18 protein-coding genes are annotated in these 26,760 nt (G+C 50.8%); 1 reads left to right on the top strand and 17 read right to left on the bottom strand.

The annotated features are described in order from the left end of the window. Positions 1–194: 194 nt before the first annotated feature. The 15 genes from C1A11_RS07245 to C1A11_RS07175 all read right to left on the bottom strand — a co-directional run bounded on the left by C1A11_RS07245 (position 195) and on the right by C1A11_RS07175 (position 21,845). Positions 195–2,564 carry a transglycosylase domain-containing protein gene (locus C1A11_RS07245; RefSeq protein ID WP_102049819.1) on the bottom strand — a complete coding sequence of 790 codons (2,370 nt, stop codon included), beginning with the start codon at positions 2,562–2,564 and terminating at the stop codon, positions 195–197. A 195-nt stretch (positions 2,565–2,759) separates the two neighbouring features. Beyond that, on the bottom strand, positions 2,760–3,986 hold the full coding sequence (locus C1A11_RS07240) for a 6-phosphofructokinase (RefSeq protein ID WP_102049818.1): 1,227 nt from the start codon (positions 3,984–3,986) through the stop codon (positions 2,760–2,762). Between the two features lie 106 nt (positions 3,987–4,092). Then, the gene (locus C1A11_RS07235; protein WP_102049817.1) at positions 4,093–5,382 is read right to left on the bottom strand and encodes a competence/damage-inducible protein A; all 1,290 of its coding nucleotides are present in this window, start codon (positions 5,380–5,382) and stop codon (positions 4,093–4,095) included. A gap of 154 nt (positions 5,383–5,536) precedes the next feature. Further along, on the bottom strand, positions 5,537–6,757 hold the full coding sequence (thiI, locus tag C1A11_RS07230; RefSeq protein WP_102049816.1) for a tRNA uracil 4-sulfurtransferase ThiI: 1,221 nt from the start codon (positions 6,755–6,757) through the stop codon (positions 5,537–5,539). Between the two features lie 69 nt (positions 6,758–6,826). Then, positions 6,827–7,960 (bottom strand): cysteine desulfurase family protein, encoded by a 1,134-nt coding sequence (locus C1A11_RS07225; protein WP_102049815.1) that lies wholly within the window; start codon positions 7,958–7,960, stop codon positions 6,827–6,829. Between the two features lie 41 nt (positions 7,961–8,001). After that, positions 8,002–9,693 (bottom strand): hypothetical protein, encoded by a 1,692-nt coding sequence (locus C1A11_RS07220; protein ID WP_102049814.1) that lies wholly within the window; start codon positions 9,691–9,693, stop codon positions 8,002–8,004. 124 nt (positions 9,694–9,817) lie between these two features. Beyond that, positions 9,818–11,353 (bottom strand): NAD(P)/FAD-dependent oxidoreductase, encoded by a 1,536-nt coding sequence (locus tag C1A11_RS07215; protein ID WP_102049813.1) that lies wholly within the window; start codon positions 11,351–11,353, stop codon positions 9,818–9,820. A 96-nt stretch (positions 11,354–11,449) separates the two neighbouring features. Continuing rightward, positions 11,450–13,330, bottom strand: coding sequence for a rhamnan synthesis F family protein (locus tag C1A11_RS07210; RefSeq protein WP_102049812.1), 1,881 nt, complete (start codon positions 13,328–13,330; stop codon positions 11,450–11,452). A gap of 20 nt (positions 13,331–13,350) precedes the next feature. Continuing rightward, positions 13,351–15,153 carry a glycosyltransferase family 2 protein gene (locus tag C1A11_RS07205; RefSeq protein WP_102049811.1) on the bottom strand — a complete coding sequence of 601 codons (1,803 nt, stop codon included), beginning with the start codon at positions 15,151–15,153 and terminating at the stop codon, positions 13,351–13,353. A 21-nt stretch (positions 15,154–15,174) separates the two neighbouring features. Then, positions 15,175–17,040, bottom strand: a complete 1,866-nt coding sequence (locus C1A11_RS07200) for a glycosyltransferase family 2 protein (protein WP_102049810.1) — start codon at positions 17,038–17,040, stop codon at positions 15,175–15,177. A gap of 19 nt (positions 17,041–17,059) precedes the next feature. Beyond that, positions 17,060–17,827 (bottom strand): ABC transporter ATP-binding protein, encoded by a 768-nt coding sequence (locus C1A11_RS07195; protein ID WP_102049809.1) that lies wholly within the window; start codon positions 17,825–17,827, stop codon positions 17,060–17,062. A gap of 40 nt (positions 17,828–17,867) precedes the next feature. Continuing rightward, on the bottom strand, positions 17,868–18,674 hold the full coding sequence (locus C1A11_RS07190; RefSeq protein ID WP_102049808.1) for an ABC transporter permease: 807 nt from the start codon (positions 18,672–18,674) through the stop codon (positions 17,868–17,870). 109 nt (positions 18,675–18,783) lie between these two features. Beyond that, entirely contained in the window at positions 18,784–19,353 is a 570-nt protein-coding gene (gene rfbC, locus C1A11_RS07185) for a dTDP-4-dehydrorhamnose 3,5-epimerase (protein WP_102049807.1), read from the bottom strand. A gap of 249 nt (positions 19,354–19,602) precedes the next feature. Then, on the bottom strand, positions 19,603–21,279 hold the full coding sequence (locus C1A11_RS07180) for a formate--tetrahydrofolate ligase (protein ID WP_102049806.1): 1,677 nt from the start codon (positions 21,277–21,279) through the stop codon (positions 19,603–19,605). 86 nt (positions 21,280–21,365) lie between these two features. Further along, complete coding sequence (locus tag C1A11_RS07175) at positions 21,366–21,845, bottom strand: YbaK/EbsC family protein (RefSeq protein WP_102049805.1); 480 nt, start codon at positions 21,843–21,845, stop codon at positions 21,366–21,368. Between the two features lie 235 nt (positions 21,846–22,080). Here C1A11_RS07175 and C1A11_RS07170 point away from each other — a divergent pair, with 235 nt between their 5' ends. Beyond that, positions 22,081–22,932, top strand: coding sequence for a DegV family protein (locus tag C1A11_RS07170; RefSeq protein WP_145995736.1), 852 nt, complete (start codon positions 22,081–22,083; stop codon positions 22,930–22,932). Positions 22,933–23,097: 165 nt separating this feature from the next. Here C1A11_RS07170 and C1A11_RS07165 read toward each other — a convergent pair whose 3' ends face one another. Together C1A11_RS07165 and C1A11_RS07160 are read right to left on the bottom strand one after the other, a co-directional pair. Then, complete coding sequence (locus C1A11_RS07165) at positions 23,098–24,438, bottom strand: Na+/H+ antiporter NhaC family protein (RefSeq protein ID WP_102049803.1); 1,341 nt, start codon at positions 24,436–24,438, stop codon at positions 23,098–23,100. Between the two features lie 117 nt (positions 24,439–24,555). Then, positions 24,556–26,427, bottom strand: coding sequence for an LTA synthase family protein (locus C1A11_RS07160; protein ID WP_102049802.1), 1,872 nt, complete (start codon positions 26,425–26,427; stop codon positions 24,556–24,558). Positions 26,428–26,760: the final 333 nt, after the last annotated feature.

Below are 26,760 nucleotides of genomic sequence, written 5' to 3'. Positions count from 1 at the left end.
AGCACTTTACAAGTTTACATTATTATTTTAACATATTCTTCCAAATTCGACAAGCTATTCCATCTGGTGATAAGAATCCTTGTCCAACTTCATGGTCAATAAATGAGACTTATCGGCACAAAAAAACCGCCCTGCTTTGCAATACGCGCAAAGCAGGGCGGTTGAGTGTTTATCATGTAATGCTAGCAGAGCCATTAATCATGTTCGGGACAGCCGGTTTTCGGCAACTGATTCGCTTTGTAATAACCCGTAGTATGCGGGCAGTTTTTACCTGCCAGCCTTCCGGTTACAGTACAATATTCGGCCGTTACAACTGTTGCATCTACCGGGAACTCTTTATGCTCCAAACCACGCTGTGCCGTTGCCATCACGTTGCGCCATGCCAAGGTAGGCGGATGTGCATGATAGTTGACTGAAAGCGACAGGTTATCATCGTAACCATACCAGCTGGAGGTGACATAATACGGTGTTAAGCCGATAAACCAATGGTCACGGTCGTCGCTGGTGGTGCCGGTTTTGCCGATGCAGTCCATCCCGTCACCAACACTGTAACCGGCTGCGGTGCCGGCGCCAGTCATTACGCCGCGCAGTAAGCGGTTCATAATGTAGGCCGTATCACTGTCAATCACCTGCCGGGTTTCTATAACGGGTTTGAGCAGCACTTTACCATCACCGCGTTCTGCCGTGGTATAGCAGTGTGGTGTGGTATAGATGCCCCCGCTGCCAAAGATACTGTAAGCCGATGCCATCTCCAGCGGAGTTACGCCCAATGTAGAAGCACCAAGAATCATCGGTGCAGAGGATTTATCTTTGCTCAAAAAGGTGCTGATGCCCAGCTCGCGGGTAGTAAAGCGGTAGATGTTGCCCACCCCTGCGCGCTCACCTACCCGCACCGCAATTGTGTTAATGCTGCGGGCCAGTGCATCTGCAACAAGCAAGTCTTTATCTGAGTAGGTTTTGGAAAAATTCCGCGGCCAATCTTTTTCTTCTCCGGTCTTTTCGTCTTTGATTTTACGCACAGGAGAATCCAAAAACGCAGAAGACCAATTGATTTTATTATTTTGAAGCGCAACTACATAGGGGCCGATGGCTTTCATCGTGCTGCCTACCTGCCGTACCGCCATAGTCGAACGGTTGTAAGAGCGGCTTGTCTCTTTTTTGCCCAGCGCACCAGCGGTGGCACAGATTTCGCCATTATAGTTAAGGCTCACCATGCCCGCCTCTGGATAGACGGTCACTTCGCCCATTACACTTTTGCCCTCTTCATCCAAAATGGGTGTGCCGTCTTCATTTGTCAGGGCTTTTACCACTGTTCCCGCTGGCCGGGGATAAACTTTTGCCCCCGCAAGCTGGCGGGTCATGGCCTCTTGCAGGCTCGGTACCACCGTGGTGTAGATGCGCAAGCCGCCGTCATAAATCAAACGGCTCGCCTCTTTACGTGTCAGGCCCTTTTCATCCACCAGGTCACTGATGACCTCTTCCATTACAAGGTCAGTAAACCAGTCGGTAGGCGTTTTATCACGCTCCGGGTCGCCTTTGCCAGTGGTCTTTAAAGGGGTGGCGACCGCGACATCATGCTGTTCCTGCGTGATATACTTTTGCTCCAGCATCTCGCCCAGCACATAATTGCGCCGCTCCAAATGTTTGTCCGGATTCTTTTCCGGGTCATACCGGGTGGGGCTGCGTGTAATCGCGGCAAGGCTTGCACACTGCGGCAAGGTTAACTCGCTGGCATGGCAACCGAAAATTTTCAGCGCGGCAGCTTCGACCCCGGCAGTATTATCGGTAAAGCTAATCGTATTGAGGTAGGCAGTCAGAATGGCCTCTTTGTCGTATTTTGCATCCAGCTTATAGGCCCGGTAAACCTCTTTCACCTTACGCAGATAACCCATAATGCCGCTCGCTTCGTCATCGCGGGTCAGGTTTTTGATGAGCTGCTGGTCAATGGTGGAAGCGCCTTGCTTTACCCCGCCCGGGTACCAACCCGTCACGGCGTGCACTGCCTCATTAAAAATAGCAAACAGTGTGCGTTTTAAATTGACACCCTTGTGGTCGTAAAATTGCTGGTCTTCCACCGCTACAAAAGCGTGGCGTAGGTCATCCGGGATTTGATTGCCGGGTATGTAAATTTTGTTCTGGGTGCACGGTAGCGTGCTGTATTCTTCCCACTCGCCGGTATCTTCACTTTTTGCATACAAAATGGTTTCGGTTTTGTAGGGAATCTGATCGAGGTCGAGCCAAAGATCATCGTTACTTGTAGACGCGGTAAGGTAAATGCCCAGCGAGGTGCCGACAACTAATACCAAAATGAGCAGCAGCGTTGCCAGCCGCGCCCAGATGCTGCGTTTACGATGAGGCTTTTTCTCCTTTTTCGGCTTTTTCCGCTTTTTCGGAGAGGGTGCGGGCTCTTCCGGCTCAAATTCTTGATAAACGGCTTCTGTGTGTTTGAGGTCGTCAAACTCACTTGCAGGCGCATCTTCATCCGGCTCGTCCATCAAATCAAAAATATTATCTTCGGCCGTAAACTGGCTTTCTTCTTCTCGATAAGGATGGTCTTTTCTCACAAAATCCCCCCTCCTTCAAACAATGCCATTGTAGCATATTTTTTACTAAGTTTCTTGGCGAAACTATGAATTTTAGCTCGATTTTATCGTAGCAGATGCCAAAAAGAATCCTTTTTATTGGCCTGCCCTGTAGATATAACGCGGTTTGGGGTCAAAATACGTCAAAAGCACCCGTTTTGGGTGCTTTTGAGCGGGTTATCTTCTTTTGAGTACCGCCGGTACGCCGTCCCGGATAATCGGTGCAACTTCACCGGCAATCAGCGGGCGGGCATAGGCGATAAACGCTTCGGTCACATCATCGCCTGCCTCGTTGATATAGCTGCGGGGCACGCATTGTTCTGCGTTTGCTACGGCGCCAACGGGCACTGTAACGATTTCGCAGCCGTAGGGAGCATCGCCCGTACGGCGGAAGGCTGCCATTTCACCGGTGAGGCCTTTTTCAGCGGCGTGGAAAGCTGCTTCGCCAGCGGCAAAAGCTTCGGACTCATCGCAGGCCGAGAGCAGATGCGCAGCACAGCGCTGCGGGGTGTTCAGCTCGATACCCCGCGTTTTGCAGGAGAGCCGGCGCCCAATTACTTCTGCTAAAAACTGCGCAGTACCGCACAGCATCGTATGCCCAAATACATCGTGCCGCTTTTCGTCGCCGCCCATTTCGCACACATAACCGCCCTGTGCGGTGCGGATGCCTTCGCTGACCGTTACCACAAGCGATTTTTTTGTTTTCATCTTCGCTTCCAACTTTGTAAGGAAGGATTCGAGGTCAAACGCCAGTTCGGGCAGATAGATAAAATCGGGGCCATCGCAATCGGCACCGCGGCAAAGCGCGGTAGCACCGGTCAGCCAACCTGCATCACGTCCCATGACCTCAATAACCGTAACACTTTTCATGTCATATACGGTGGCATCGCAGATAATCTCTTTGGTAAGTGCGGCAATATATTTTGCAGCGCTGCCAAAGCCGGGGGTGTGGTCGGTGCCGGGCAGGTCGTTATCAATTGATTTCGGCACGCCGATAAAACGGATAGGGCTACCGATGGATTCGCCGTAAAGATGCAGTTTATGGATAGTGTCCATCGAATCGTTGCCGCCAATATAAAAGCAGGCTGTAATGTTCAGCTTTTCAAACTGCTGAAACAGCAACTCGTAAGTCTTTTTGCCGGTTTCAAGGTTCGGTAACCGGTAACGGCAGGAACCGAGAAAGCTCGACGGAGTGCGTCGCAACAGCGTGACGTCCTCCGGGGTTTTCAAAACCTCGTCCAAATCAAGCACGCTGCCTTTTAGCAGGCCCTCGATGCCGTAACGCATACCATACACCTTTGCGGCACCAGCCTGTTTGGCTGCGCTGTAAACGCCTGCAAGGCTTGCGTTGATGACGGCAGTGGGGCCGCCAGACTGTCCGATGATGATGTTTCCATTGTACATGCTGTATGTTCTCCTGTCTTTGGGTTTCCGCTTCGGCTGCATATTGGCAGCCGCGTTAAGTTGCTACGCTGTTTTTGGCGCGAACGCCGCAGTCACAGGCGCTCGGTCAAAAATCGGCAAGCTCGTGCCGGGTCATTTTACGGGCTCCGTCAATATCCAGCCCCAGCACCACACGGCGTGCCATATCCAGTGCCAGCTGGCTTGCCATGCGTCTTACACGGCTGCGCTCTGGTCTTGCAACCGTAATTCTGCGCACCCAAACGGTATGCTCTTTACTAACGGCAACGTAAACGGTGCCTGCAGGCTTGCCTGCCTCGTCGTCTCCACCGGGGCCGGCATACCCTGTCACCGAAACGCCCAGGTCGGCTTTGGCTTCTTTTTGTACACCAAAAGCCATCTCTGCCGCTACCACACTGCTGACGGCGGTGTATTTTTTCAGCGAGGCTGATTTTACACCGATTGCCCGCCGTTTGGCAGAGCAGGCGTAGGTTACTGCGCCATAATCGAACACTTCAGAAGCGCCCGGCACCGAAGTAATTCGTTGCGAAACCAATCCGCCGGTGCAGCTTTCTGCGGTTGCAATACGCATACGGTTCTTTTTCAGTAACGGCACTAAAGTAGATTCCAGCGTGCCGTTTTCTTCTTCACTATAAATCAAGCTGCCGAGGCGCTCATGAAATTTCATCACCAACGCGTCACGTAAAATCGCAGCTTTTTCTTCTGTTTCTGCAAAGCCGGTCACACGGACTGCCACTTCGCCCTCTTTGGCATACAGTGCCGCCGTCGGGTTTGCATCCTCCAGCAAATCTTGCACCTGCAGTTCAAGCGCACTCTCGCCAATGCCGTAAACGTGCAACATAGTAGAAACGATTGCCCCACCGTGCTGTGCTGCCAGCATAGGCCGCACAGATTCTTCAAACATTGCTTTCATTTCACGCGGGGGGCCCGGCATCAAAACTGCTGTTTTTGTACCCTCGTTAAAATAAACCCCGGGCGCAGTGCCGCAATTATTGATAAATTTGCCGCCTTTTTGCGGCACCATCGCCTGCTTGCGGTTGTTCTCTGGCATCTCGCCGCCGCGGCGCTCGAAATAGCAGTGGAGCTTTTTCAGTTCTTCTTCGTCAAGCACCAGGGTATCGCCAAACGCAGCTGCCACCGTCTCTTTGGTCAGGTCGTCCGCAGTGGGTCCGAGACCGCCGGTGAAAATCAGTAAATCGCTGCGTTCTTTTGCATTTTTCACAAGCGCGGTCAAACGCTCGGTATTATCCCCTACCACCGTTTGCTGGTAAACAGAAATGCCGAGTGCCGCCAATTCTCTCGAAAGATATTGTGCATTGGTATTCAAAATGTCGCCGAGCAACAGCTCGGTGCCTACAAAAATCAGTTCTGCCTGCATGGTTGTCCTTCTTCCTTTCCGGCTGTGATATTACATTTTGCTGTATCATAGCCGGCGGTTTGCCAAACAGCAAACCACCCGGTCCGTTTTTCTATCTACAGCTCACTGCAAACACCCATCTTGTGCTATACAATCAGCTTTAGGGCGCATAAACTCAGTTTTCTTCTTTCTGCTTGTTGCGCTTGCTGCCAAGGCCAAGGCCCGAGCCGATGAACACAACCTCGCACTCCTGCGCTACTTTTTCTTCCAGCGCCGCAAGTTCCGGCATCGCAGCTTCCGCGGCCAGAATTTCCTCCAGCGAAGGCTTTGTTTTGGGGTGCGGCGGGGTAAATATGGTGCAGCAATCCTCGTACGGGAGGATGCTGGTTTCAAACGTATCAATGCGGCGGGCGATGTCGGTGATTTCCACCTTATCAAAGCCGATCAGCGGGCGCAGCACCGGTAGCTCCTGTGCTGCATCAGTGCAAACGATTGCTTTCAGCGTCTGGCTTGCCACCTGTGCAAGGCTTTCACCGGTAATCAGTGCATCGGCACCGTTTTCGCGGCTGAGCTTCTCTGCTACACGCATCATACTGCGGCGCATTAAAACCGTAAACAGGTCAGGCACGCCGTGGTCACGGATATAAACCTGTGGCTCGGTAAACGGCACGATATACAAATTAAAACGCCCGGTCCAGGGGGCAAGTTTATTCGCAAGGGTAATCACCTTTTGCTTCGCACGCTCGCTGGTGTACGGCGGGCTTGCAAAATGGATCCCCTGCAGCGAGAGGCCGCGCTTTGCCATCATCCATGCCGCAACCGGGGAATCGATGCCGCCGGAAAGCATAACACTGGCTTTGCCGGAAGTGGATACCGGCATACCGCCTGCACCTTTTACTTTATCGGGGTGGACGTAAGCGCCATAATCGCGCACCTCCACCATTACGGTGCAATCGGGGTTGTGGACATCCACCTTGAGATGGGGGTAAGCCTGCAGCAGCACGCCGCCCAGCTCGCGGGAAATCTCCATCGAATTCATCTGGAAGGTTTTATCACTGCGTTTGCTTTCTACTTTAAAAGTTTTTGCTGCACGCAGTTCGTTTTCGAGATAAGGCACCGCAGTTTTTGCAATTTCTGCAAAATCTTTTTCGCACACAGCGGCGCGCGAAAGCGAGGCAAGGCCAAAAACCTTTTGCAGTGCTTCATAGGCACTGTCCATGTTGCAGTCCTCGTTGAGCGGCTCGATATAAATGGTGCTCTGTGCTTTGTACACCTTAAATTTACCGTGTGCCTGCATACGGTATTTGATGGTTTTCATCACCACATTTTCAAAGGTGATGCGGTTCAATCCTTTCAGCGCCATTTCGCCCTGATAGGCCATTAGTAATTCTTTCATTTATTGCATTGTTCCTTTCCGGGCGTTGCGCCGTTTGCTTTGGATGATTTCATTTAAAAAACTGTGAATTCAGCGTTTGCGTGCCAGTGTGGCAAGTCCCTCTTGCAGGCCTTGCAGCAGCGCGTCAATATCTTCGGGCTGCGAGCTCTCACAAAAACTCACCCGCAGTGCTCCGTCAATCCGCTCTGGCGGCAATCCCATGGCTGCCAAGGTGTGGCTGGCAGCGCCCTTGCTGCAAGCTGAGCCGCTCGAAACATACACTTCCTTACTTTCCAGAAAATGCAGCATCGTTTCACTGCGCACACCGGGAATCGAAAAATTCAGCACATAAGGCGAGGCGTCTATCGGAGAGTTGATGATAACACCATTTATCGCAGCAAGCCCATCGCGCAGTTTTGGGTTCAACTCTTTTACTTTGGCAAGCCGCCGCGTAATCGTGCTGCCGTATTTTTCTGCCGCTGCGCCAAGCGTTACGATATACGGGACGTTCTCGGTGCCGGGGCGCAGGCCGCGTTCCTGCCCACCACCGCAAAATGCGGGGTCGATTTTATAATTTTTCCGCAAATAGAGTGCGCCTATTCCTTTAGGGCAGTGCATTTTATGGCCCGAAAGCGCAAAACTGTCAATCGCACTGTTTTTCAGGTTCAGCGGGTGTTTACACCAGCCCTGTACGCCATCCACATGAATGGCAGCACGCGGCGCTTTGGCTCGCACCTTTTGGGCAAGGCCAAGCACATCCTGCATGGTGCCGATTTCGTTATTTACAAACATAAAAGTGACAAGACCGGTTTTGCCGTCCACCGCATCGAGCAGTGCCTGCTCGGAAATGCGGCCTTCCGCGTCGGGTGCGATAAAGCGTATTTCCCATCCCTCTTTGCCAAGTGCATCGAGTGTTTTATACACGGCAGGATGCTCAAATCCGGTCGCAACCAGGTTTGTCGCCCAGTGCTTTGCTTTTTTTGCAGCACCCAGCAGCGCAATGTTGTCGCTTTCTGAACCACAGGCGGTAAATGTGATTTCTGCTGCCGTAACGCCTAGCGTACTGGCAACCTGCTCACGCGCTTTATCAATCGCCATTTCACTTTTTGCACCGGGTGTGTAAAGCGACGACGGATTGCCAAACAGCTCGGTCATCGCTGCGCGGCAGATGTCCGCAAGCTCCGGATCTACCACGGTGGTCGCCGCGTTATCGAGATAATGCATGGTAATAAAACCAGTCCTTTCCTAAGGGGTGCGCCGCTTGGTTAAGCTGCGGCATCCGCGCACCAATCTTCAAACCAGCGCGCGGTGCCAAACCCTGCAAACAAGGTAAGCAACGGGCAAGCGGCAGAAAGATACATCAAATAGGTGGGGATGCCAAAGCTCATGGCGGTAAGGTAAGAGATTGCTGCCATACGCAGCAATGCAGTCAATAGAATGCCAACCATTAAAATGCAGCCCATCAAATCTTTGGGCACTTCACGCTTTTTGGCTCCGGCAACAAGTTTTTTGCAGTACGAAATTAAGAACCACAATGTTGCTGCCATCATGGGCCAAACGATAACACGCCAAACCATCGTAATGGTTTGAAGCCCCAGGTTGGCTATGCGTTGCAGCGGTGCATAATAGGCAACCGAGGTATTCTCCTCTGCCGCAATCGTGCTGCGGCAGTGCATAAAGTCTTCCCAGTATGCGGTCTGCTCCGGTGTAGCAATTGAAAGGTCTGTTGTCGGCTTAGTCTGCTCAAACAGCACCATTGCCTTGACGCTTTTGCCAAACTCGCGCAAAGTGGGTGCAATATAAGAAGCATCAAATGGGGCCAATGTGCCGCTGCGCCGCTTACCTGCGGGCAACAGTCCATCATCACATGCCTTGTTTACTTCCGCAGCAAGCGCTGTGTAAAATTGCTCAGCGGTTTTGGCATTTTCATAAATGCCTGTGCGCTGTGCAGCAACCCGTACTGCCCAGTGAAAGCCACCGGATGAAATTTCTTTTGCCGACACACTGCCATAGCTGTTATAAATGTCGTCAGTCTCCAGCTGCTCACCCAGTTTTGCAAACAGAGGCGAAACTGCATAAATCTGCTCGCGTGTTTCACGCGGCAGAATCAAAAACGGCTGATTTTCTTCCTGTTTTACGCGGGTGAGCGCACCCATGGCATCGTTAAACTCTTTGGAAGTAAAATCGCTGACGATAAAGCGACCATAGTGAGCCTGATTCATCGCACTGTAAGCAAGCGGCAAGCTGGCAAAACAGGCAATCGGAATAAGCAGCATCGCAAGCTTTGCTGTTTTTTGAGTGCCCTCTTTGCAAAGCAAAAGGAAAAGCACAAATACCAAGGTGCCGCAGGCCAAAAACGGAATAAGCAGCATATTGTCTTCGTGGGTTAACCAAGCTGCACCAAGTGCCAGGCCAGCAATAATATAATAAGGCAACGCCTTCAGCGGGCGTTCGCGCCAGCGCAAGAATGCACCGGTTAAAGCGGTAAGCCCCATCAGCACCAGCGCCGGGTAAATGTTATCCCGGTAAACGCGCAAGGTGTGCTCCGCCCAGGATGCAGGAGTATAAAGCACGCAGGCAAACATAAACAGCCTGGCCAGATTGGTGCGAAACAGCGGTTTAAGCGCAAACAGCGCAACCACACAGGCTGCCGCAAACAAAATCTGCCCGCCGAGCAGAAAGTTGATGCCAAGTTTATTGAGCAATGCCAACCAGATAGCGAAGCCCATGTGTTTGCCCAATGTCAGGCAATCGTAAGGGCCAAGCCATTCGCCTGCTACAATAGAGGAGGCCGCCCGCACCATCAAAGAATCGTCAATGGGTGAAAGGTTCGGCGAAGCCAACATCATCTGAAAGCTGCACAAGCCAAGCTTTAAGGCAATCAGCAGGGCAACACAAACAATCATTGCCTTTCTGCCCGGTTCCACTCGCCGCAGCCCATTTTTCAGCTTATTCATCCTGGTTCTTCCTTTCCTGCGGCTGTGCGCTTTTGTTCAAAGAGCCGCCTGTTTTCATCAAAGCGCACTGCCTTCATTCTGCAAGGCACCTTTTTGCACAGGCTGTTTGCTGCGCGTCGTCACCTCAATTGGCTTTTGTTTCGTGATATTCTTCTTCGGTATTTACGTCCCACAATGCCGATTTATCTGTCGACCCTGCGCGGACGAGGTCTACTGCACGCATTGCAGTGAGCATCGAGTGATCCATATTGTTGTAGCGGTGCTGGCCGTTTCGGCCGATGCAGAAGAGATTCTCATAGCCGTCTAGGTAGCTGCGGATGCCGTCAAACTCAGCATAAGTGCCAAAATAAGCAGGGTATGCTTTTTTGATGCGGATACGCACACTATCAAGCACATCTTTGGGATTGATAACCCCAATCTGAGACAGCTCTCCAATTGCAAATTTCGTGAATTCCTCGTCGGATTTAGACCACATCTCGTCGCCTTCATCGCAGAAGTATTCCATGCCAATCCACACGGTGTGCTCGGGATCTTTCAACATATACGGAGACCAGTTGTTGAAAATCTGGAGGCGCCCCACACGAACCTCACGTTCCTGCATATAAATCCAGCAGTCGGGTACGATGTTGCCCAGTGTTTTTGCTTTTGTTTTATTTTCAAGCTGAAGCTTATTTACAAGCAAGCCCACCGTGATAAAATCGCGGTACGGCAGGTTCGCCGCATTTGAGCGAACAGGCTCGGGAACCTTATCGCCCATGGCAATTACAAGGTCTTTCACCGACATGGTGGAGAAGTAGTAATCCCCGGTGTATTCGGTTTCGCTGCCTGCTTCATCCCGTGCCGTTACCGAGGTAATTTGACCGTCTTGTGTGGCAACTTTAACCACTTCCTGATGGAAATGAATCTCGCCGCCAAGGCGCTGAACCTCTTCAGCAAGGGTTTCCCAAAGCTGTCCGGGTCCTTTTTTCGGATACCAGAACTGTTCAATCAAGCTGGTTTCGTTGGTGTTTTTGAAAATGGAGATAAATGCCTTCCAAAGAGAAAGACCTTTAACGCGCTGTGCACCCCAATCCGGCGCAATCTGCGAAGGGTGTACGCCCCATAACTTCTCGGTATAATCCTCGAAGAACATCTCGTAAAGCGGGCGACCAAAGCGGTTAATGTAAAAATCCTCAAGAGACTTTTCTTCGCGTTTATGAACGATTGAGCCAAGGTAGCCGAAGCCCGCTTTCATGGTACGGCCAAAGCCCATATTGATAAAGGTTGCCGGGCGCATCGAGATGGGATAATCGAAAAACTTGTGCAGGTAGAAAATGCGGGATACGCGGTCGCGTATCAGCATGACATGCTCTTCTTTCTCGGGGTCGGGGCCACCCTCAACCAGCGGTTTTTCGCGGCCAAGAATTCTATCATCTTTTGCAAGCGCACCTTGCAGCGGCATAATCTGCTTCCAAAGGTCAGTTACCTCACTGCTTTTCGAGAAAAAGCGATGACCACCAATGTCAATACGGTTATCGCCATGAACAGCGGTACGTGAAATGCCGCCGATTACATCACTTTCTTCCAGGATGACCGGCTTCACGTCGGTTTCTGTCAGCAGCCGATACGCGGCAGTCAGGCCAGCCGGCCCGGCACCAATAATGATTGCTTTCTTTTCCATAGTAATTAATAGTCTCCTGTCTCTCTTTTATTTCGGGGCGGCATACCGGGTAACACCGGCGTGCAGTTCCTATTTTGCAGCGTCAGCTGCCATCGTTCAGGGGAGGTTTTCATCTCGGTGGTCAGGCGGGATATCCTGCCCGTGATGAAGCAGGCGGTAGAGTTTTGCAAAAGTCTGCGGTTTTAGTAAAATACGCAGAATAATAAACAGCTTATCTTTAAATCCAAGCGGCATCGTGTAAGCCTGGTCCAGTGTCATACTGTAACGGCGCTCGTTATAAAAATTCACAATGCCCTGCATCCGAAACTCAATCAAGTCAATCTTGTGATGCTCCGGCGTTTCTGCTACCGCCGCAAGCCGGCTCAGCTGTTCTTTTGCATTCCACAGCTCTCGCACTGCGGTTTGCCAAGGCAGCGCAAATCCACAGAGAACCTCTTTGCTCTGCGCAAAAAGTGGCAGTATAAAATCGGTTCCATTCGCTTTTTCTATCTCAGCCCACGGCAGGTCAGCAAAGCCTTCCAGCAATTCTGTGCGGCAGAAAAATGCGCTTTGCGGCATCCGCAATAAGGTTTTACCGAGCGGCAGCTTTTTGAGCGGGGTTTGGCGCAATAAAGATGCCAGCTGCGGCAGTTCTGCAAGCGGTACTTGGATGAGAAAATGATCTCCCAAGGTATCCGGTAAGGGGCATAGCATGCCCACGCCAGCAAGGCGGCTGAGCATCGCAATATCCGTAGGCACATCTCCCAGCGCGGCTGCTGTCGTTTCTGCCAGCGTGCGGTTCAGCAGCTCGTAAGAAATTTCCGGCATTGCCAACGGCAGGTAAAGCAGATATTCGTAACCTTCCAGCTGCGGCAAAATTTGCTCTGCCGCATAAGCAAGCGCAGGTTGCGAAGTAACCTGTACCGAAGCATCGGGCAGGGCTTCTTGCAGCTTTTGGGCCAGCTTGGCATCGGCAGCAATGCAGAACACCGCACTGCCGGCCGGCAGGCTTTGTGCCGTTTTAGTTGCCGCAGACACCATAGCGGGGCTATCCAACCAAAGGATGGCGGCTGTGCTGCCCTCTGCCAGTCGGTTTGCAGGCTGTGCGCAAGGCGTAAGTGCCATTGTGTAAACAGACGCCGGCACGGTGCGGGTCAGATTTTGCAAGATTAAGCCGATGTCGTAATTTGTTTGGTCTGCAAGGTATTGCAGCAAGTCGCCGCCAGCTGCCCCCTGCGGTACCGAAAGATACTCAGTACGGGCAGAAAAAAAGCTTTTGCGCTTCACAAACGGCGTATGCTTTTGGGTCAGCATCTCAATCGGCATACCCATAAGCGGGTAATCCATATAGCTTTCCCACTCAGTGCAGTCGAGATAAGGCGCCCCCTGGAATCCCAAATCTTCAAAATATTTGGTAAACCGCATCTCGTGCAGGCTGACTGCTTCTACATAATTGTGCAGCACCGGCAGCGTATTCCAATACTCGTCAAATTTTGCATCATGAAGCAAGCTGCCCCGCACGGCGAAGAAATAACTTTGAATATGAGGCGGAATGTAGCCATATTCCACTTTATCCCAAATCGTACCGGTCAAATCAGCGTTCAGCCCTTTATGATGGGTCAATCCCCAAAAGTCGAGGTTGCGCCCAGCCATCTCTGCAAACATCGTCTGCAACGGATAAACGGGGCCAAACACGGTTTGGTTAAAGAAAAGCAACTCATCCGCTTCGTTTAGCAATTCTGCATCGCGCAGACGGAAGTAGCCTTCTTTGTAGGCAGTAATATCAAGGCCTTCGTTAGGGCGGTAACAGACTTCATCCGCCACCGCGCGCAGCTTAGCGTCGTCTTCTTGGTTCAGCTTGCCATTCACCATGCACAGCAGGTAATCGCAATGCTCGGCCACCGAAGCAACCAACACCGGGACATAATCGTCCACCACGCCGTCTGCATCAAAATAGGCAAAAACGCCAATCCGCTTGGCCGTCTTTTTCAGGATCATCTTGTTCGCCGCCCTTTCGGTCAGTCTTTCGGCAGCACCGCTGCTTCTGAAAAATTCTCCATATCGAGGGTAAGATTGGGGTTATAGAAGGGGTCATGCAAAAGCGCATCTCCCCAACGTTCTTTCAGCCGGGCGCGCTCGCCGTCGAACCGTTCTTTCGCTTCGCCTTTTTTGTCAAGGCCACGGCTTTTGCTCTCATAGTGGTAGGCCTCGGCATAGGGCGTAAACACCACGCTGTACCCTGCTTTGCGGATGGCAAGGCAGAAATCCACGTCGTTAAAGGCAACTTTGAATTCTTCATCCAGTCCACCCACTTCATCGTAGACAGAGGCTTTCACCATCAGCATCGCTGCGGTGCAGCAAGAAAAATCCTGCACCGTCGCAAGGCGAAACATATATCCGCTGTGCCCGCGTGCTGCGTATTTATGGCTATGCCCTGCAAAGCCACCAAGGCCGGTAATCACACCGGCATGCTGAATCGTGTTGTCCGGATAATAAAGCATTGCCCCTACCGCGCCGGTTTCGGGCTGGCTGCAAAGGCCAAGCATTTCCTCTATCCAATTGCAGGTCAATACTTCAACGTCATTGTTCAGCAGCACAAGATACTCACCTTTGGCTGCCGCCCGCCCAACATTGTTGATAGCAGAAAAATTAAAGCCGCCCTGATAGCGCAGTACTTTAAGGTTTTTGTAGCGCGCCGGAGCTGACTCATAATATGCTTCAGTCTCAGGCTTGGTAGAATTGTTTTCAATGACCAATACCTCAAAATTGGGGTAAGTGGTTTTGCTGTAAAGTGCGGCAAGGCACTTTTCCAAATCATCGGTGTGATCTTTGTTGGGAATCAGGATAGAGACCAGCGGCGCAGGCTGCGGCAACTCGTATTCTACTTTATAAGTAGAGGGGAATTTGCCTTTAACAGCATGCCCTTTTACACCGGTACGGGCAAGGTGTGCGTCAATGGCTTTCATTGCAGCTTCTTCAACATAAGGCTTTGCCTCGACACCGCCCGATGTGCTGCCTGCGTGAACACGCCAGTAATACAGAACCTTGGGCAGATGCACAATTTTTTCTGCGCGCTCGGTCAGCCGGAAAAACAAATCGTGATCCTGGCTGCCATCGTATGCAGCATCCAGCCCGCCTGCCTCGAAAAACAGTTCTTTTTTAAAGGCCGCAAGGTGGCAAATATAGTTACATCCGGTCAAATAATGCGGTGCAAAGTCGGGTTTAAAATGCCCGGTCGAGGGACGCAGATAGTCGGTGGTAAACAGTGCTTCATCACTGTATAGAAAGTCTGCGCCTGTTTCTGCTGCCGCTTTTGCCATAACATAGCAGGCATTTGGCGCCAGAATATCATCATGGTCGGCAAGGGCAAGATAACTGCCGGTGGCAAGCTGTGCCGCCGCATTGGTATTTACCGAAATACCGCCATTATCTTCCAGCTTTACGTACTTTACCCGGTCTGTTTTTTGCATTATCTCGGCAATGTACTGCCCTACTGCCCCATGCGCATCATCGCTGGCATCAGCAAGGCAAAGCTCGCTGTTCTGGTTGGTTTGGTGTAAAAAGCTTTCCACAAACTCTCGCAGAAATTTAGGGTCGGTGTTATAAAGCGCGGTGCAGATGCTAAGTTTTGGGAATGCGGAGCAGTCCGTTTCCCGCTCACGCGCCAGCTCTTCTTTGCCGGGCAAAAAGCGCCCTTTTTTGGAACGCAGACGGCGTTTTAAAAACGCAGTTGCGCGGCCGAGCGTATAGCCCAGCCCGTCCTCCCGAATCATTTGGAAGAACAGGGCGAACAGCTCAGAGAGTCGTTTGAGTCGGAGCATGCGGAGTCCTCTTTCCTGTGGTTATTTGTAACCGTAGTTTTCGTATTTTAACGTGAGGTGCGGATTGTAATACGGATCTCCGCCCTCGCCCAAAAAGGCTTGGTATTTTTTAATAAAGCGCTGTTTTTCAGCAGCATAGCGCTCTGCATTGGGGCCGCTGGTGTCAAGGCCGCGGCTTTTGCTTTCGTAATGGTACGCTTCTACAAACGGCGTAAAAACATTTAACAAGCCTTTTTCACGAAGCTTGAGGCAGAAGTCTACATCGTTATAGCTAACGGCAAAGTTTTCTTCATCCAAGCCGCCAAGCGCTTCGTAGAGCGATTTTTTCACCATCAGACAGGCACCGGTAACGGCAGAAAGGTTCTGCACGGTAGCAACGCGGTACATATTGCCTTTGGTTTCGCGCGGCAAGCCTTTGTGGCTATGGCCAGCCGTGCCGCCAAGCCCAAAAAAGACACCTGCGTGCTGAATGGTTTCGTCTGGGTAATAAAGCTTTGCGCCAACTGCACCGACGTCTTCACGCTGCGAATACATCAGCAGCTCAGTCAGCACATTGTCGCTCAAAAATTCAATATCGTTATTGAGTAGCAACAAATGCTCGCCTTTTGCCTGCTTGGCGCCAAAATTATTGACGGCCGAAAAGTTGAAGGGCCCCTCATAAATCAGCAGACGGCAGCGCGGATATTTGGGCAGTTCCTGCTCGTAAAATGCCAGCGTTTCCGGCTCGGTGGAGTTATTCTCCAGCACCAGCACCTCAAAATTCTGATGTCCTGCGCGGGCATAAAGGCTATCCAGGCAGCGGCGCAAATCTTCCACATGGTCTTTACTCGGAATCATTACCGAAATCATGGGATCACCGTTGATTTCGTAGCTGACACGGTAGCTGCCGGGTCCATCTTTGATGGGGGTAACGATGCCCGAAAGTCCTACTCGTTTTAAATGAGCCGCAATCGCTTTTGCACCCGCTTCAATTGCATAGGGTTTCGCAGACATATCGCTGGCAGTGGAATTTTCATGGCTGCGCCAATAGTACAGCACCTTGGGAATGTGATGTACTTTGTTGGCTTTTTCTGAAAGCCGCAAAATTAAATCATAATCTTGCGCACCGTCGTACTCTTTACTTTCGCCTCCGCCTATTTGCTCAAGCAGCGCGTGCTTAAATACCAGAAAATGCGTGATGTAATTGCATCCGCGCAGCGTGTCGGGCGAATAATCAGGCTTAAAGTGATAGTCTTTTAGTGCTTTCAAATCTGAACCCAGCACAATCTCATCGCTATAAAGCAGTTCCGCCTGTGTTTCATTGATGGCCTGAACCACCTCAAACAGCGCATTCGGAGAAATTATATCATCATGGTCGAGCAGCGCCACATAGTCGCCGCTGGCCTCGGCAAGACCGAGATTTGTGTTTGCCGCAATGCCGCCGTTTTTGGCAAGGCGAATGCAGTTCACACGCGGGTCAGTCAGCGTTGCGCAGTATTCGCCCACCTCGGGGTGGTCGACACTGCTGGCATTTACAAGCACCAGCTCCAGATGAGCATAGCTCTGGCCCAGCACACATTCCACCAGCTCTTTCAGATAAACGAGTGGTGTATTATATACAGGCACTACAATGCTAATAAGCGGCATATACGGCAGTGTGGTTTTGCGCTGCTGGGCGAGTTCACGCCGCAACGGCAAATCGGCACGGTGCTGCCACGGGTCACGCTTCAGCATTAAATTAACGCGAAACGATATCTCGCGGCCGGTCGCTTCCACACCGCGGGTTGTAAGGCAATGGATGCCGCGCCCCGCAAGGTCCAGCGCTTTTTTCGGTGAGAGATTGCGCTTAATGGCCTTGCCGACAGTATCCTGCTCATTCATTTGCTGGTTGGTTTCGCTCGGGTTCATGGGCCGGCTCCTTTTGTAATTATCTATTACGATGTTCTGCCTGCTGCTGTGCTGCGGTGGGGTCCAGGTTTTTATAGGCCGCACACACCTCATCTACTGGGCCGCACATTTTCAAGTTGCCATGGTCAAGCCATGCCACTTTATTGCACAGGCGCTCAATCTGATCAATCGAATGGCTGACAATCAGCACGGTGGTGCCGCCACTCATGAGTTCTCTCATGCGGTCTTCGCACTTTTTCTGAAACAGAAAATCACCTACGGACAATATCTCGTCTGCAATCAATACGTCCGGTTTGGTGACGGTTGCAATCGCAAACGCAATGCGCGCCACCATGCCGGAAGAATAGTTTTTCAGCGGTACATCAAGGAAATCACGCAGTTCAGAGAACTCGACGATTTCATCAAATTTAGAATCAATAAATTTGGTGCTGAGGCCGAGCACTGCACCATTGAGATAGATATTTTCGCGCGCGGTCAGGTCCATGTCAAAACCTGCACCCAGCTCAATGAGCGGAGCGATGGTTCCGTTTACCTTGGCAGTGCCGGTGGTGGGTTTCAGCACGCCTGCAACAATTTTAAGCAGCGTAGATTTACCGCTGCCATTGAGTCCTACAAGGCCAAACACATCGCCTTTTTCCACCTCTATGGAAACGCCCTTGAGGGCATAAAACTCTTCAAATTTTAAAGCACCCTTTGCTTTTTTGATGAAGAACTCTTTGAGGTTGTCCACACGCTCTTTTGCCATGTTAAAACGCATGGTCACGTTATTGACTTCAATCACTTTCATTCGTTTGTACCGTTCCCTTTCTGGCTTTTTCAGCTAATGTTTAGATATAAAGAACAAAGCGATCCTGAGTCTTTTTAAAGGCGAACAAGCCAACCAGCAACGCAACAATTGCAGAGCCACAGGTGCCAATCCAGCAGTTCAGGCTCGGCATCTCGCCATAAATTACAAACCCGCGGAACATGCTGACAAACCAGTATAACGGGTTAAACGGGATGAATTTGAGCGCCCAGCCCGGCAGAATGGAAACATCATACATAATCGGGGTGAGATACATCAGCGCCATTACCAAGACACCGTAAAGGTGCATAATATCACGAAAGAATACCGTGGCTGCGGCAAGCAAAAGCCCTACACCAAAATTGAAGACAAACAGAATAACCAGCGGCACCCAAAATAAACCTATCGTCACATGAATCGGCGTACGGGTTACGGCCAGAACCAAGACCAATGCAATCAGCGAAAACATCGTATTCACGAACGAAAACGCTACTTTTTCGAGCGGGAAAAGATATTTGGGGATATATACTTTTTTAATCAGCGGCGCAGAACCCAGCACACTGGACATTGCCATCTGTGTCGCTTCGGAAAAGAAGTTATAGACCAGCTGACCAGTGAGCAGATACGCTGCGAAGTTTACGCTGATTTCACCCCGGCTCAACTGTGCCATATTGAAGATCTCACTAAAGACGACATACATAACAATCATCATCAGCAAGGGGTTCAGTACGCTCCAGATGATACCCAGCGCGCTGCGGCGGTATTTTACTTTAATATCGCGGCTGATAAGATTATGCAGCAGCGGACGATAACGCCAAAAATCCTGAAAATAGGGTTTCAGTTTCGCCATCTTGTTGACCATTCCTTTCTCGGGTGCTTGCTGCGGTTAGGCCGCAAGCAAAATGCAGACACAAGGGTTGTCCGCGTTTTTCCCACGCAGCAAACGCTGCGCTATTTTTTTACAGCCACTTTTTAAAGTAGACAAAATCTTGTTTTGCAAACGGCTCATGATGCTCATCTTTTTCAGAAAGCAGCCAGTTGCCTTCTACCTGGGGCCATTCTACGCCGATATCGGGGTCGTTATAAGGCACGCCGCCCTCATCGCCGGGGGTGTAAAAATCGGTGCACTTATAAGTGAACTCCGCCTCGTCAGAAAGCACGAGGAAGCCGTGCGCAAACCCTTCGGGGATATAGAACATACGCTTGTTCTCTGCGGAGAGCACAACGCCTTCCCATTTGCCGTAGGTTGCGCTGCCGGGGCGGCAGTCAACAGCAACATCAAACACTTCGCCCGAAACCACGCGCACCAGTTTGCCCTGCGGGTGCTCTTTCTGGAAGTGAAGTCCGCGCAGCACGCCTTTGGTGCTCTTAGACTGATTGTCCTGCACAAACTCTTTATCAATGCCGATTTCAGCAAAATCGCGTTTGGAATAAGTCTCCATAAAATAACCGCGGGCATCGCCAAATACAGACGGATCCAAAATCATAACGCCCGGAATTGCGGTCTGTGTTACTTTAAATTTTCCCATAGTCCTCTCCTTATTTAATGGTTTCAACATGCTGCTTTCTGCACGCAATTATCCACAATAACTCATTTTGTATTCTACCACAAAACACGCCAGAATTCCACCGGCTTTGAAAAACTGTCTATGTTTTGTTAAGAAAATTAAATAATTATTGCTTCTGGCTTTTTTATATGCAAAAAGCGCCCCTCGCTATACGGCGAAAGGCGCTTTGGGTGAAGAATTGTTTGGCAATAAAAAAGCAGGTAAACCAACTTAAAACAGGCCGCTGATTTTGCCATTTTCGTCGAGGTCGATATTCTCGGCAGCAGGCTTTTTGGGTAGGCCCGGCATTGTCATAATGGCGCCCATAATAACAACAACAAACCCAGCACCGGCAGAAAGACGAACGTCACGCACATTCATCACAAAACCTTTGGGTGCAGCAAGCAGCTTTGCATCGTCGCTGAACGAATACTGTGTTTTCGCGACGCAAACCGGCAGGTTACCGCAGCCCATTTGCTCGTACTGCGCCAACGATTTCAGCGCAGCGGCAGAGAAAGTTACATCATCCGCCCGGTAGATATTTTTGCAGACTGCGAGAATTTTCTCCTTTAAGCCTACATCAGACGCATAGGTGAATTGCAGCTCCGGTACCTGCTGCTGTGCATCGATGAGCGCCAGCACGTTTTCGGCTACCGCTTTGCCGCCCTCGCCACCCTTGGCGAACACTTCAGACAGCGCGCATGGTACGCCAAGCTTTGCACAAAGCGCATAAATAGCCTCATTTTCTTCGGCGGTATCGGTAGGAAATGCGTTTACGGCAACGACAACCGGCAGACCAAAACCTTTCATGTTCTCAATGTGCTGTGCAAGGTTCGGCAGACCTTTTTCGAGGTATTCCACCGACGGAACCGAAAGTGCATCTTTGGGGCAGCCGCCGTGATGCTTGAGCGCACGTACAGTGGCCACCAGTACGACAGCAGAGGGGCGCAAGCCGGAAAGACGGCACTTGATGTCCAAAAACTTTTCTGCGCCAAGGTCAGCGCCAAAGCCTGCTTCGGTAACGACGTAATCTGCAAGCTTTGCAGAAAGGCGGGTAGCAATTACGCTGTTGCAGCCGTGCGCAATGTTCGCAAACGGCCCACCGTGGATGATGGCAGGGGTGCGCTCCAGCGTCTGCACCAGGTTCGGGTCAAACGCATCTTTGAGCAGCGCAGCAAGCGCACCGGCCGCATGAATCTCTCCTGCTGTCACCGGCTCACCCGCATAGGTGTAGCCCACGACAATGCGGGACAGGCGTGCTTTCAAATCCGCAAGGTCGGTAGCAAGGCAGAAAATCGCCATGATTTCGGAAGCAACCGTAATGTCGAAGCCGTCTTCGCGCGGGGTGCCGTTTGCTTTGCCGCCAAGGCCGTCGGTCACAAACCGCAGCTGGCGGTCGTTCATGTCGATGCAGCGTTTCCATGTCACACGGCGCGGGTCAATCCCCAGTGCGTTGCCCTGGTAGATATGGTTGTCTACCAATGCTGCAAGCAGGTTGTTTGCGGCGCCAATCGCGTGCAAATCCCCTGTAAAGTGCAGGTTGATGTCCTCCATGGGGACAACCTGTGCATAGCCGCCACCCGCCGCGCCGCCTTTTACGCCGAATACAGGGCCCAGCGAAGGCTCACGCAGGCAAAGCATCGTCTTTTTGCCCAGCGCGGTAAGGGCATCTGCCAGCCCTACGCTGGTGGTGGTTTTCCCCTCGCCCGCAGGGGTGGGGCTAATCGCGGTAACAAGAATGAGCTTGCCATCCGGTTGCCCTGCCATACGTGCGACAAGTCTGTGGTCGATTTTCGCTTTATAGCGGCCATAAGGGGCATATTCTTCCTCTTGCAGGCCTAGCTTTGCAGCGATTTCGGCAATGGGTGCCATCTGGGTACTCTGTGCAATCTCGATGTCTGTTTTCATAGTCCTCTCCTTTAAATGTGTGAGTGATTAAGAAAAAAGCAAAAACCGAAAAGCACTGCTGCGCGCTTTTCGGCTTCTGGACAAAATTAGAGCGCGGCTTCGGGCAGTTTGCATACATCTACCCATTCACCGCCGGTATATTCGCTGAACCGTGCAACCTCTACACAAACGGCGCTGTCGGGGGTGCCTGCCGCCGGAAACACGGTGTCATATTTTTTTAGAGAAGCATCAAGATACACTTTGACTGTTTCGGGCAGTGCAAAGGGGCACACACCGCCTACCGGGTGGCCGGTTACCTGCAGTGTGTCCTCGTGGCTGAGCATGACAGCCTTACAACCAAAGGTATCCTTGTACTTACGGTTGTCAATACGCGCTGTGCCCTCGGCGACGAGAACGATGGGCGTGCCATCTTTGAGCAAAAAAGCCAAACTTTTTGCAATACGGCCTTCTTCTACTCCAAGCACCGCTGCCGCTTTCGCTACAGTGGCAGTATCTTCGCCGGTAAACTGTGCAACAAGGGGAAAACCTTTCGCCTTAAAAAATTCTGTTACTTTATTTTCCACCATTTTACCGCTTCCCCTCATTTTTTTGCTTTCAATACACAGAATAGTAACAAACGCCGGGTATAATTACAAGTAGGAGTTTTTTTGGTTTTTGGTGCAAACTGCCGGAATTGTGGGCCACATAGCACGGCTGCCCCGCTTCGGCAATGCTTTATTTGACAAATCGTTTTGCACATTTTACAATGAAAAGAACGACTTTAAAAATGAACGAAGAGCCGCCCGGCGGCAGGAGGACTTTATGGCAATAAAAATTCTCGCAGATAGCTGCTGCGATGTAACGCCCGCGCTTAAAAACCTCATGGAGCTGGATTTGATTCCGCTTAAATTGCTTGTGGGCAAAGAATTGCAGCTTGTCGACGACGAGACTCTCGATATTAAGAACCTGCTGTTTCAGATGAAGCACAGCAAAGAAGGATCCGGCTCTGCCTGCCCTTCACCTGAAGACTACGCGGCTGCCATGCGTGCTGCCGATGAATGCATTGTCGTTACATTGTCCAGCAAACTTTCCGGCAGCCATAATTCTGCCGTAGTAGCACGTGACATGGTTCTGGAAGATGAGCCAGATAAAAAGATTTTTATTTTGGACTCTGAATCGGCTTCGGCGGGCGAAACGCGGCTTGTGCTGTTGCTGCATGAGTTAATTTCCGCCGGGCTTTCTTTCGAAGAAATCTGCGCCAAGGCAGATGATTTTGCCAAAAATAAAATGCACACTTTTTTTGTGCTGGAAAGCCTTGATAATCTCATTAAAAATGGTCGTGTAAGCAAGGCAGCCGGTGTACTTGGCAGTATGCTCAGCTTGCGGCCGGTGATGTGCGAAGATGGTCACGGCGAAATTGCCTGCAAAGAGAAAGTGCGTGGCACCGCCAACGCCATGAAGCGTCTGGTGGAAATCATCGCCGAAACCACTGCCAATGCTGCTGAAAAAAGTCTGTTACTGGTTTTAAGCCAGTGCAACTGCCCTGAGCGTGGCATTTCGCTGAAAAAAGACCTGCTGGCCAAGTGCCCCGCACTGCGCGAGGTATTGGTTGTGCCCACCGGAGGCCTTTCCACCGTGTATGCCAATGATGGCGGTGTCGTGGTAGCGTTTTAACCTCGCCCAAATCAGCCGAGCATTTTTTCATACCTTTAAATAATGCAGGGCCTCTTCGTTAGCAATAACGAGGAGACCCTGTTTTTATATCTTGCCGATTCCATGCTTTTGCTTACCAGAAAGCTGAAATTGCAAAATTGGGAGCTGTCCTTTTTTATCTTTATTTTATTGCGCGTTCGCGACCGGCTGGATTACTTCTTGTTTCGTTTCGGCAGCTTCAGGTGGGATAATTGGATACTTGCGCCGGTAAAAGAACTGACAAACCGGCGACAGAATAGCATAAAAAATGAAGGGTACTGCCGCTGGCCCCACACCTAAGATAGCAAGCGGAATCGAGCAGGAAATGCTCCATGGCACCAAAGCCGCTACCTCAACCACCGTGTTAGAAAGGTCTTCTGCCAGCTGTTTCTTGTCGCCGTAGTTTTTCCGGCAAACCTGGTTTGCAAGCAAAACGGCCAGCGTTTGGTTGCAGCTAAATCCAATCGCAAAAAAGCCAGTGACAAACGTCGCAAAATAAGTGCCGATTTTCTGTGCCATTTTTTCGCTGAAAGCTTCTACGCCGGAAAGCATTCCTGTCTTTTCGAATATACCAATATAAGCAGAAGAGAAAGAAACGATAAACGCAGGTCTCACCATTGAAATGACTCCCCCGCCGTTCATCATCGTGGCAAGCGGGTGTTCCGCCGGCAGATGGAACCCCAGAAAAATCGCAGAAAGCGTTTCCCAAAATCCAGTATGCTGCACCGCCATGCAAAGCGCAGCCCCCAGCACAGCACCCACCAGCATATTGACTTTCACGTTCACTTTAAAAAGTGCCAGCACCAAAAGCACCACTGCTGGCAATGCCACTACCCATGGCAGCTGAAAAGTTTTCGCCAGCTCTGCTACCGCCGCGGTGGTATCTGCGCTTGCCGAAGTTCGAAAGAAAAAGTACACCGCGGCACTGATGAAGAACGGAAAGGCGGCCGTGCGGCACCAACGTCCGATAATTTCATAATAATCAAGGTCTGTGAGTTCACAGACAAGCCGACCGCAGGAGGACATCGGCGAAGCGCGATCTCCGACATAGGCGCCTGAAATCACCGCGCCCGCTGTGATAATCGGGTCTGCCCCAATAAGAGAGGCAACAATCATCAATACCGACCCCATGGTCGAAACAACACCCACGCTGGAACCGATGAGAATGCTCATCATTGTAGAGAGTAAAAAAGCACAGAGAGTAAAAAAGCGCGGGTCAATCAGCCCGGTGCTGAAATATACAATCCAGGGAATGGTACCGCAAGCGCGCCAAATACCGGTAATGGTGCCTATCAGCAAAAACATGGCCACCATATTTTTTGCTTTTTTTATACCGTCCCAAGACATTTGCAAAATGTCTCGCCAGCCCCAGCCGCGGCGGTATGCCCCCACCGCAAACAGGCCATAGCCAAATACCAACGCTACCACAACCGAAACGCCGGTGATGACGCAAAGCACCAACACGCCGATGAAAACTGCAAAAATCATTGCAAAGCTCCTTTTGCGGCAAGCGCTGCTTTGCGCAGTGTTGTCACATGCTCTATTTCGTTTCGGTTCTATTTTACAATATCATCCGGCTTTTTGCACGTTTTTCTTGTGCCCATTTTATTGGTACATGCGCTGTTTTGCGCTGCCATCTCCAAACATCGCGTTGTACTGCAATATTTTTTGCTGGTGCAATACTTTCCATTGCTTTTCGTTTGCCCCCGCAACAATGCCGCCCACTGTACCGTCCGGCTCAATTACGCGTCCCAGGTTAACGCCTTTCAGCGTCGTCGTGGTGTCTGCCAGCCAGTCAAACCAGGCGGGGCGCACCACATTATAATCCTTTAGCATCGTCGCAAGCAGTTGATACGGCGGCATCGCACCAGCGGTTTCGGCATTGCGCGTCTCAAAATTAGACCACATCAAATAAGGGGCATGGTGGGTGCGCAGCTCTTTTTCTTCGTCCGAAAGCTGGGTAAATTCGGGCAGCTCATCCAGCAGCTCTTTGCCTTCTTGGTCGCCAATGGCCGTCTGGTGGTCGCCAAAAATCAGCACCACCACATCGCGGTCAGACTGCGAGAAATAATCCAAAAGAATCCCAATGGCATCATCCACATCGCGCAAGCCGGTGGCCACGCTTTTCAGGCTTTGGGCACTGTAATCGGAAATTCCCGGCATCGTAATATTCACGCTGTAATCTTCTGGGTATTCGCCGGGTTGGTTCGGGATGTGGTTCTGCACCGTAACCGTATGCATAAACACACTACTGCCGTCTGCTGTGGCATCCTCATACAGAGATATGACCTTACGAGCGGTCTCGGTATCATCAATAAAATTGCCGTGCATAGCGGGGCTTACAAAGTCATCGCGCCCGTACACTTGATCAAATCCCATGGCCGGGTAAACTTCGTTTCTGCGATAAATTGAAAGGTCGAACGAGTGTAGCGCAATAGTTTTATACCCCTGCTCTTTCATAAAACGCGGGTAGCATGGAAACTCACCATTCACGTATTCCATATAGGGTATGGATCCAGTCGGTAAAAACGAGGTGGAAAAGCCAGTCAGTGCACCGAACTCCATACTCTCGGTTCCGCCAGAATATTTATCCGGAATATAGTCACCCGAAATGCCTTCCTTGGCATATCGGTCATAGTTTTTTGTCAAATCGGTGTCGCACACAAGACCCGGCAGGTTATCAAGGTGATAGTAACTTTCGAGCATTACCACAACGACATCCGGTCGTTTTTGCGTCGAGTGCTCACCCACGGGCAGTGCCGCAGCAGCAGCCTGCACTGTTTCGGGGCTATAATATTCGGGCACCGCAGGCTCTAACGCACCAAAATACATCAAAAATGCAGTTACAAACCCTGCTTTTTGATAAGATTGCATCGGGTAAAACTGAGAAGTATCGACACCAAAGTGAGTCTGCACTTTTTTATTCCAGAGCACTGTTTTCAAATAAACACCACAAAGCGCCGCCGGTACAAGGCAAATCAGCACGCGTGCACCAAAGGCTTTCCATCCTTTTTTTGCAAACACGCTGCGTACCGGCAAAAGCACACAAACCGAAAGCGCTACAAAGAAAAAGAAAAAGCCCATCTGGTAGGTAAGCTTGAGCCCGAGGCCCGAAGAAATTTTTGCCGCGTCCACAGCCAGCAATAAATCTTTTGGCAATAGCGGGTCTCCGCGGTAGGTAATTTTATAAAAGTTAACAAAGCTTCCTGTAAGCATCAGCAGCCCTACCACAAGGGTAGAAATCCATATCCGCCTGCTAAGAATGTAAATTCCTGTCATGATAAGGCTTAGCACTACAGTTCCCAGCAGGGCCAGCGGAAGCTGGCGTACAAATGCGCGTACGGTTTCGTGCCATTCACCAATTCTTACCCACTCGGTAAAAAGCTGACACAGAAGTGGAAAGCCACATAATGCCCATATGGTCAAAATAATGCTCGCGGGGCGGCTGTTTTGAATTTTATCACTAATCTGTTTCAAAAGCTAAATATCCTTTCTCACAGGTTTCGCGCTCTGCCGTAAGCAAAGCGCCGCCCGGCCAAGCGGGCTATAAATTTTGTTTTACTCCATTTATAACGACCTGGCAAGCATTTCCACTTCAAAAACACACGATTTTCACAAATTACAGAAAGGGTTGTTTTCTTCCACACATCTTATTATTTTAGCACCGAAAAAGTAGGAAACTGCTCTGATTGTCGCGATAACCGCTTATTTGCAGAACATTTTTCACTCATATTGGCGTTTTGCATGCTATTACAGCAGCAATCAAAACACAATATGAAAGTGTGCTACTTTGTAAGGATACCGGCCAAT

This window comes from Pygmaiobacter massiliensis (assembly GCF_900199435.1).
GTDB lineage: Bacteria > Bacillota > Clostridia > Oscillospirales > Ruminococcaceae > Pygmaiobacter > Pygmaiobacter massiliensis.
This window is presented reverse-complemented; position numbering and strand designations above follow the sequence as displayed.

Coding starts and splice junctions, on each gene's coding strand:
- C1A11_RS07240 (WP_102049818.1), bottom strand. CDS start 3,986: ATGTACAATGGAAACATCATCATCGGACAGTCTGGCGGCCCCACTGCC.
- C1A11_RS07235 (WP_102049817.1), bottom strand. CDS start 5,382: ATGCAGGCAGAACTGATTTTTGTAGGCACCGAGCTGTTGCTCGGCGAC.
- thiI (WP_102049816.1), bottom strand. CDS start 6,757: ATGAAAGAATTACTAATGGCCTATCAGGGCGAAATGGCGCTGAAAGGA.
- C1A11_RS07225 (WP_102049815.1), bottom strand. CDS start 7,960: ATGCATTATCTCGATAACGCGGCGACCACCGTGGTAGATCCGGAGCTT.
- C1A11_RS07220 (WP_102049814.1), bottom strand. CDS start 9,693: ATGAATAAGCTGAAAAATGGGCTGCGGCGAGTGGAACCGGGCAGAAAG.
- C1A11_RS07215 (WP_102049813.1), bottom strand. CDS start 11,353: ATGGAAAAGAAAGCAATCATTATTGGTGCCGGGCCGGCTGGCCTGACT.
- C1A11_RS07210 (WP_102049812.1), bottom strand. CDS start 13,330: ATGATCCTGAAAAAGACGGCCAAGCGGATTGGCGTTTTTGCCTATTTT.
- C1A11_RS07205 (WP_102049811.1), bottom strand. CDS start 15,153: ATGCTCCGACTCAAACGACTCTCTGAGCTGTTCGCCCTGTTCTTCCAA.
- C1A11_RS07200 (WP_102049810.1), bottom strand. CDS start 17,040: ATGAACCCGAGCGAAACCAACCAGCAAATGAATGAGCAGGATACTGTC.
- C1A11_RS07195 (WP_102049809.1), bottom strand. CDS start 17,827: ATGAAAGTGATTGAAGTCAATAACGTGACCATGCGTTTTAACATGGCA.
- C1A11_RS07190 (WP_102049808.1), bottom strand. CDS start 18,674: ATGGCGAAACTGAAACCCTATTTTCAGGATTTTTGGCGTTATCGTCCG.
- rfbC (WP_102049807.1), bottom strand. CDS start 19,353: ATGGGAAAATTTAAAGTAACACAGACCGCAATTCCGGGCGTTATGATT.
- C1A11_RS07180 (WP_102049806.1), bottom strand. CDS start 21,279: ATGAAAACAGACATCGAGATTGCACAGAGTACCCAGATGGCACCCATT.
- C1A11_RS07175 (WP_102049805.1), bottom strand. CDS start 21,845: ATGGTGGAAAATAAAGTAACAGAATTTTTTAAGGCGAAAGGTTTTCCC.
- C1A11_RS07170 (WP_145995736.1), top strand. CDS start 22,081: ATGGCAATAAAAATTCTCGCAGATAGCTGCTGCGATGTAACGCCCGCG.
- C1A11_RS07165 (WP_102049803.1), bottom strand. CDS start 24,438: ATGATTTTTGCAGTTTTCATCGGCGTGTTGGTGCTTTGCGTCATCACC.